Origin of the sequence: uncultured Nostoc sp. (assembly GCF_937863485.1) — a bacterium.
In the GTDB taxonomy this organism is placed as follows: Bacteria; Cyanobacteriota; Cyanobacteriia; order Cyanobacteriales; family Nostocaceae; genus Nostoc.
Window position 1 is genome coordinate 1 of sequence record NZ_CALMFY010000003.1, and the last position, 5871, is coordinate 5871.

Genomic DNA, 5871 nt, shown 5'->3' on the forward strand with positions numbered 1-5871 from the left:
TTACAAAATTACCTGACCAAGGTTTATCTAGGTTAGCTACTAAGGCACAGTAAATTAGGTGAATTGCACAGGCTCTTGGATCAAATTGGTCTATAACAACTAAAGCTGCCTCTTCTGCCAGAGTTTCTAGTTGTGGAGTTTCTGAATTATCTGTAACATAATAAAAGATTTTTCCTTTTCCACTTTCAGCTTCTTTTTCGTAACTAAAAATATTATTTACTTGATTCCATGACAGATTCATTTTTTGAGATAAGACTTCAGCAACTCCATACAAAACTAGCGACAAGGCAGCAACATTAGTCTTACTATCAGGAAATAAAGAAGCTTTTTTGAATTGCCGAGGTTTTGCTGAATACTGGTAATTTAATAGTAAATTTTGCTCATCTTTATTAACTCTGTCTTGAAGATGAATTTGCTTTGATAATTGAGTAGTTGGGTCTTTTAGAGATTCTTCATTAAGAGCAACATTAGTTTCCTTTGAATTTGGATTACGGGAAATGGTAATTCCCATTACCTGGTGAAATAGATGCAGAAGTTTACTATATAATGTTTTTGCTAACTGTTTCATTTTTATACAAATCCGCTGCTCACGTAGATAATTTACAATGATGAAATAAAGCCTGAGCTTCTTCTATTTGACCTTGTTAGAATAAACTCTCAGCCGCTTTGAGTCGCTTTAAAGAACCACCAACAATGCAAGATATTTGACACCAGGTGATACCAATCTAATAAAAAGTGGTCAAGTAAAAAAACTGATTTTTACTTGACCAGAATTATCAGTGATGAGTCAAGCTTTCACTGATTGTAATTACGAATTACAAATTATCAATTACGAATTGCAGCTTTGCTGCTTGACGTTACTAGCGGTACTGTTGGTCAGCGGGATCTTTATACGGGTCTTCGCTAGCTGGGCGGATATTACCATACTGCCCGGAATTTCCTTGGTTGTTTCTTTGCATCAACTTTTTGACAACTAAGACCGCGATCCCAGCGATCGCTCCAGCTAATGGATTACTCATAATAGTTACCACGTTGACCACCTGTAAAGCTCCCCGCAGCACCACTCATAATTTGACTGAGTATATCTGGTTGTTGCTGGTGAACCCGGCCTGTCGTTTGAGCAAGATAATTTGGGTCTTGAAAGCGATCATCTATACCATCTTGGTTTAGATCGGGAAAATTCAAGTTTGAAGAGCGCGTCTGCTCTTGAAGAGAGCGACCAAACTGCATCCGCTCTTGTGGTGACATCCGACTAAAGGCTTCTTGTGCAGATTCCTGATATATGGAAAAAAGTTTCTATTAAAAAATAGAATGACGGTTAAACGCCATCTATTTATAACATGTACAAAAATTAATTTGTTGGAACAGTACCTTCACCCAAACCCCTTAAGTCTCGCCCTGTGGGACTGTTATTATATCCTTGAAAGTCCCGGTATTGTTGTGCCTCCTCCTGTGGAACACGAATGCCCTCTTGTGGCGCTGTTACCCAGACAGGGCGACGTTGAGCATCTCGATAGTAAACACGCCCATTCTTAGAAAGGTAGTATTTCCCCTGCGCTCCTGTTCCTTGGGCATTTTTTCGCTGATTGTAGAGGTAGAAAAGTCCAGCGGCTCCTGCCAAGATTGCCACTTTCTGCCCTGTACTCAATCCCCTCCTAGCTTGGGGTTGATTTACGGGGGCGCGATTATTTAAATTTCTACCAATACTATCGTCAATTGGAGGTGGCGCAGCAGTTCGGGAACCTCCGCCGCAGCTATTAAGCAGCGGGACTGTTAGCAATGTTGAAAGAAATACTGTTGTTGTCAGCGAAGCTAATCTATTTGTCTTGATCATACATTTTCTTTTCCTGCTAATTTAGCTAACGTGGTATAAGAGTCTACAGTTCTATACAATGCTTAAGTAAAAAGCCGAGTTTTACTTGACCGAAAGTTCAAATACACTGTCTTCGCCACTATACTTTAGTTAGCTTAAAGTCTGCGATTCTTCTCTGCCTAGAATTTGTTTTTTAAGCAAGCGAATTTCTGCTGTTAATTCTTGCCGAGTGGAATCTTTGAGCAAATAGCGGGAAGTAAACCAAATTGTGTAACTAAGTCCAATTAATTGGAGAAATGGAGAAACTAGTGGAATATCATTTATGGCGTTGAGTACCGCTAGAAAAATCCTTAGTGCCGTAACTGCTATCACAAGCAACGCAAAGCTGATAATCGGTAATTTGTATTCTTGGTAGAATCTACCTATGTACTCAGGTATTTTTGCCAAAAATATAGAAATCTGTCTACCAATTGTTTGCCATTGTTCTTCATTTTCCGAGGCGGGTGGCAACATTGCCAGGTTTCCAGACTCTGAACCTTTAAGTGCTTTTATCTGGTTTTCGGAGGCAGTATCGACATACTGCTCTTGCTGTAATTCTGTATCCATAATTATCTCCTGATTTTCTGCAATGAGAGCAGTTTTAAAGTTTACACTTTGTTATTATCAACTTTGGCAACGGTTGCTCTGCAACTAGATTTATTACTCCTTAGCGGACAGGGAAATATTTCTTTGCGAATTTATTAGGACTTTAATAATATTTAGGCATTTGTATATTTCCTTATCATCAATCTTTTGGTAGAGATTTTGTCTTCTATAAGAGTGATAAAACAAATATTACAACTTAAAAAAATAAACCTTTAAAAATGTGAGGATAGTTGATTTACCTGTAAGGCTTTAATAAACATATTAAACTAGCTAGATTTAATGGTATGTATCGATTTAGGTAACTTTGGTTTTGACATTTACTGCTAGAAGCTAGTCACAAAAATGCTAGAAACTAGTCACAAAAATTATATTTAATTACTTCGATTGATGAAATATAAAGATGATTGAAGTCACTCCTCGGAGAGAAGATTTACCTAAACTAAATTGTGTAATTTATAAAAAAGACACAGCAAGATTTTAAGGAATAAAAGAATGCCACTCCAGAAAATAAGTGAATTTGATGCAGACTACCATAATACTATTGAAGGCAATGACATCAAAGGAATGGGTGTGTATGTTCAAGGAACTGATGAGAAGATTGGCACAGTAAATGATGCTGTAGTAGACGACCAAGGAGAATTCCGCTATTTAATTGTTGACATCGGCTTTTGGATTTTTGGCAAGAAAGTCTTATTACCAGTAGGAAAATCGCGTATTGACTCTACAGCAAACCGTGTATATGTTGTTGGTATAACAAGAGAGCAAGCGGAAAATTTACCTGAATATCAAGAGCATACAACACTTGACTACGACTATGAAGAACAGGTGCGTGGAGGATATCGTACACCGTCTGTAGAAAGTTCAGCTGCGCTAGCATCGACAGTTGGTCGCACTACTCCAAGTCCTGACAACTACACCTACGCAGATGACGCGGATCTGTATGATGTCAACGCTCACGAAGACCAAACTTTCAAACTTTACCAAGAAAGGCTAGTTGCTAATAAACAGCGCCGAAAAAGCGGAGAAGTAGCGATTAATAAGCGTGTTGAAACCGAAACTGCAAGAGTTGCTGTTCCGGTGGAAAAAGAGCGAGTCGTGATTGAGCGAGTGACTTCTCAAGACACAGGCAAAGTTGTGTCTGCTGAAGCGACTGACTTTTCCGAGGGCGAGGTAGCGCATATAGACCTCTATGAAGAAGTTGCAGACATCCATAAGGAAGCTTTTTTGCGCGAAGAAGTCAAAGTGCAGAAAGTTGTAGACAAAGAAACCGTTGAAACTGAAGAAACCATTCGACGCGAAGAATTAGATGTTGACACTGATGGAACTCGAATAGAGAATAAAACTGACCGGGGTTAACCTACTTAAACTACAAAGGTGATTGCTTTTGAGTTAGTAGGAGTGGGTTTTCTACTTACTTCTACTCAAAATACTCTTAGTAGATTGATATTGCAGAAGAGGCATTAGTTTAGATGAGGTGCTTAAATTGAAAATAATTCAACAGTTTCGTCGGGTTTTAACAGCTTTAGTCTTGGTATTAGTACTAACAACGACTGCCGCCTGTAGTGGTACTGTTCAAGCTAAACAACCAACTCAATTACCGTCTGGAATCCATAGTGCTGACTATGCCTTGTTGTCACGCGGTAACAGTGTACAGGGTAAAGATTTTGGGAACTGGGTTGTCGCTACAGCCAAGGGAATTGTCCAAGATGCTTATGTACGTGACAACAATAAGTTAGGTGTCGTGATTGCGCCTCAAGTTCGTCCGACCGAAGTGCGACCATTAGCAAAATCCTTACTCCAAGGTTTTCACCAAAATTTCCCGAAACAAGACTTAAAAGTTTTGATGTATGCACCAGACAAAAAACTGATTTTGACGGCTCAGTATGATGTGCAATCTCAGCAAATTGAGTATAAATAACAACTCCAAATTTTGGGAAAACCTGAATTAATTCAGTTGATTGTAAGTAGAAAAGGAGACATTTAAAATGAGCAGCAGTGACAAGTATAAACGCGAAATTCTCAACGAGTTGGCTCACGGGAATACAGAGTCTTTAGATGATGTTTCATCTGACCCAACTCAGGAATACCAAAATTTTGACGATTTTGCCCAGCGCTCATCTCATGATCAACGTCGGCAATTATTTAGTCAATCTTTCAACCATAACAGCATTCCACCAAGCCAGCTGGAGCCAGAACTCCAAAAAGCGATCGCTCAGATTAAGCCTAACGAACGGGATGATGTTGCACGGGCATTTTTCAAGCACTTAAAGCAAAGAGGTCTAGACGAGCGCCATCTGGAGCGAGATTTGGGACTTTCTACCCACAACCCTAAGCACATAAGTGCAGATGACCTGAGCAAGGTGGCATCTTTCACATATCATAGTCATCCTGACATCTTCCACGAAGTAATGGCTGAACAACCAGCAATTCTTAAGTTTCTCAGTAATCCAGTGGTCGGAGCAGCTTTAGGAGCGATCGCCTCTAAATGGTTTGGTGGTCATAAGTAAGCATTTCCAAATTTGATACGCGAGCAACGCGATTTTGTGAGATTTGATTTTTCTTATCAATAAACCAATCTTATTGATAAGAAACTAACCAAAATTACCATTTTTTAGTGTTTTTACTGATGCTATCAGCTTGAAAAAGTTTTTAAAGTGACATTAAAGTGACATTATTTGTTGGTTCTCACTTTTTCGCGTTGCTCCCACTTGATACACATAGTCCTTTGTCTGGACGCTACAAATATAAAGGAGACGATGATTATGACTCAGAATAAGCAACAAGCAGATAAGTATGACGAAAATACCGACCCCGATCAAGAGCAAACCGATGCTCAATCTTCAGGATCAGGCATTGGTGCTGGTATAGCTGGTGCAGCGATTGGTGGTATAGTTGGTGGTCGAGTTGGAGGAGTAGTTGGTGCTGTAGCGGGCGCGGTAGCAGGCGCTTTGGCTGGGAAGGGTACATCTGAAGCTGTTCACGATTCTGTAGAAGGCGTAGTAGATGCAGCAAAGAGTATAGCTAAGACTGTTAACCACTCTGTAGAAGATCTAACAGAAGTGGCTAAAGATACAGCACAAGCAGTGAAGCCATCCGTTGTTGATGTAGTAGAGGCAGTTAAGGAGACAGTTGAGGAAACCAAGCCATCTGTAGTTGATGCAATTAAGGGTGCAGCCCAAGAGGTCAAACCAGCTGTTAAAAATGTAGCAGACGCTGTTAAGGAGACAGTTGAGGAAGTCAAACCAGCTTTCAAAGATGCAGCAAAAGATACAGCCAATGCAGTAAAGGGTGCAGCCCAAGAGGTCAAAACAGCTAGTAATAAGGGAGTAGGATTTGATAAACGGAGGGTTGCAGATAATAAGCAGGTGATAACTGAAGATGATGGCATGACGAAAAGTGTTGAAACTCACTCA

Annotated in this window: 7 protein-coding genes and 2 pseudogenes; 4 read left to right on the forward strand and 5 right to left on the reverse strand. The window is 39.9% G+C overall.

Annotated features, from left to right (window positions below; all coding sequences use genetic code 11):
• The 5 genes and pseudogenes from Q0541_RS00480 to Q0541_RS00500 all read right to left on the reverse strand — a co-directional run.
• A pseudogene (locus tag Q0541_RS00480) lies at positions 1-568 on the reverse strand (hypothetical protein); the annotation flags it as partial.
• Between the two features lie 292 nt (positions 569-860).
• Positions 861-1019, reverse strand: a complete 159-nt coding sequence (locus Q0541_RS00485) for a hypothetical protein (protein ID WP_298904124.1) — start codon at positions 1017-1019, stop codon at positions 861-863.
• The gene (locus Q0541_RS00490) at positions 1012-1248 is read right to left on the reverse strand and encodes a hypothetical protein (protein WP_298904126.1); all 237 of its coding nucleotides are present in this window, start codon (positions 1246-1248) and stop codon (positions 1012-1014) included. Before Q0541_RS00490 ends, Q0541_RS00485 begins: the two co-directional genes overlap by 8 nt.
• Before the next feature lie 103 nt (positions 1249-1351).
• Complete coding sequence (locus Q0541_RS00495; RefSeq protein ID WP_298904128.1) at positions 1352-1834, reverse strand: hypothetical protein; 483 nt, start codon at positions 1832-1834, stop codon at positions 1352-1354.
• Between the two features lie 129 nt (positions 1835-1963).
• Positions 1964-2419: a CAAD domain-containing protein gene (locus Q0541_RS00500; protein WP_298904130.1), complete on the reverse strand. Its 456-nt coding sequence runs from the start codon at positions 2417-2419 to the stop codon at positions 1964-1966.
• A 531-nt stretch (positions 2420-2950) separates the two neighbouring features.
• Between Q0541_RS00500 and Q0541_RS00505 the strand changes: the two genes are divergently transcribed.
• From Q0541_RS00505 to Q0541_RS00520, 4 genes and pseudogenes are all read left to right on the forward strand, one after another.
• The gene (locus tag Q0541_RS00505; protein WP_298904132.1) at positions 2951-3814 is read left to right on the forward strand and encodes a DUF2382 domain-containing protein; all 864 of its coding nucleotides are present in this window, start codon (positions 2951-2953) and stop codon (positions 3812-3814) included.
• Between the two features lie 127 nt (positions 3815-3941).
• On the forward strand, positions 3942-4376 hold the full coding sequence (locus tag Q0541_RS00510; RefSeq protein WP_298904134.1) for a hypothetical protein: 435 nt from the start codon (positions 3942-3944) through the stop codon (positions 4374-4376).
• A 67-nt stretch (positions 4377-4443) separates the two neighbouring features.
• The gene (locus Q0541_RS00515; protein WP_298904136.1) at positions 4444-4965 is read left to right on the forward strand and encodes a hypothetical protein; all 522 of its coding nucleotides are present in this window, start codon (positions 4444-4446) and stop codon (positions 4963-4965) included.
• A 255-nt stretch (positions 4966-5220) separates the two neighbouring features.
• Positions 5221-5871: pseudogene (locus tag Q0541_RS00520) on the forward strand (hypothetical protein); the annotation flags it as partial.